Source organism: Streptomyces sp. S6, from assembly GCF_054880855.1.
The window spans coordinates 1-722 of record NZ_JBTYMC010000719.1; the positions used below are offsets into that span (position 1 = coordinate 1).

A 722-nucleotide genomic window follows, 5' to 3' on the forward strand; every position below is an offset into this window, starting at 1 on the left:
CCGCCGGTCTGCGGGAGGCGGGTGCGCTGGGGCTGGCCGGTCCCCGCCCCCGGCTGTCGGGGCTGGCCCGCGCGGTCCTCGCCCAGGTCGCCGCGCTGCACTCCCCGGACACACTGGAGGTCGTGCTGCTGACGACCGACCGGTCCCGCCCGCTGGAGGAGCGCGCCGCCGAGTGGTCCTGGCTCGGCTGGCTCCCGCACGTCCGCCCGGCCCACTCCCAGGACTGCCGTCTCCTCCTGGCCCACGACCACGACCAGGCGACGGCCCGCGTGGAGGAGTTGCTGCGCAGGCTGGACGAACGCGACGCCCCGCGCGCGGGGACGCCGTCGTCCGGTGTGGCTCTTCCCGCGCAGTCCCGTGGCCCCGGCTCCGCCGCGCACGCCGACGCCGAGCGCCGTCCTTCCTGGGCGAGGCCCGACACCGCGCCGGTGTTCCCGGGCCCGTACGCCGTCGTCGTGGTGGACGGCGACCCCGGCACGCCCGCGTTGCGTGAGGCGCTGGTGCGGCTGGTCCGGCGGGGGCCCGAGGTCGGGGTGCACGTGCTGGTGCTGTCGGAGACGGACCCGGGGTCGCTGACGCTGCCCGTGGCGGGCGCGTACGAGGCCGCATGCGCGGTCGTGCCGCTGCTGCGGGAGTGCGGGGCCGTCGGGCTGCTCGGCGGTGACGTGGCGACGGTCCTGCGGCTCGTGCGGGTCGCGCCGGGCGGCGGGCCCGTGGGGCAG

General features: G+C 78.8%; 1 pseudogene. It reads left to right on the plus strand.

Annotated features, from left to right (window positions below):
• Positions 1-722 (plus strand): annotated as a pseudogene (locus tag ACVNF4_RS36685) (FHA domain-containing protein); the annotation flags it as partial.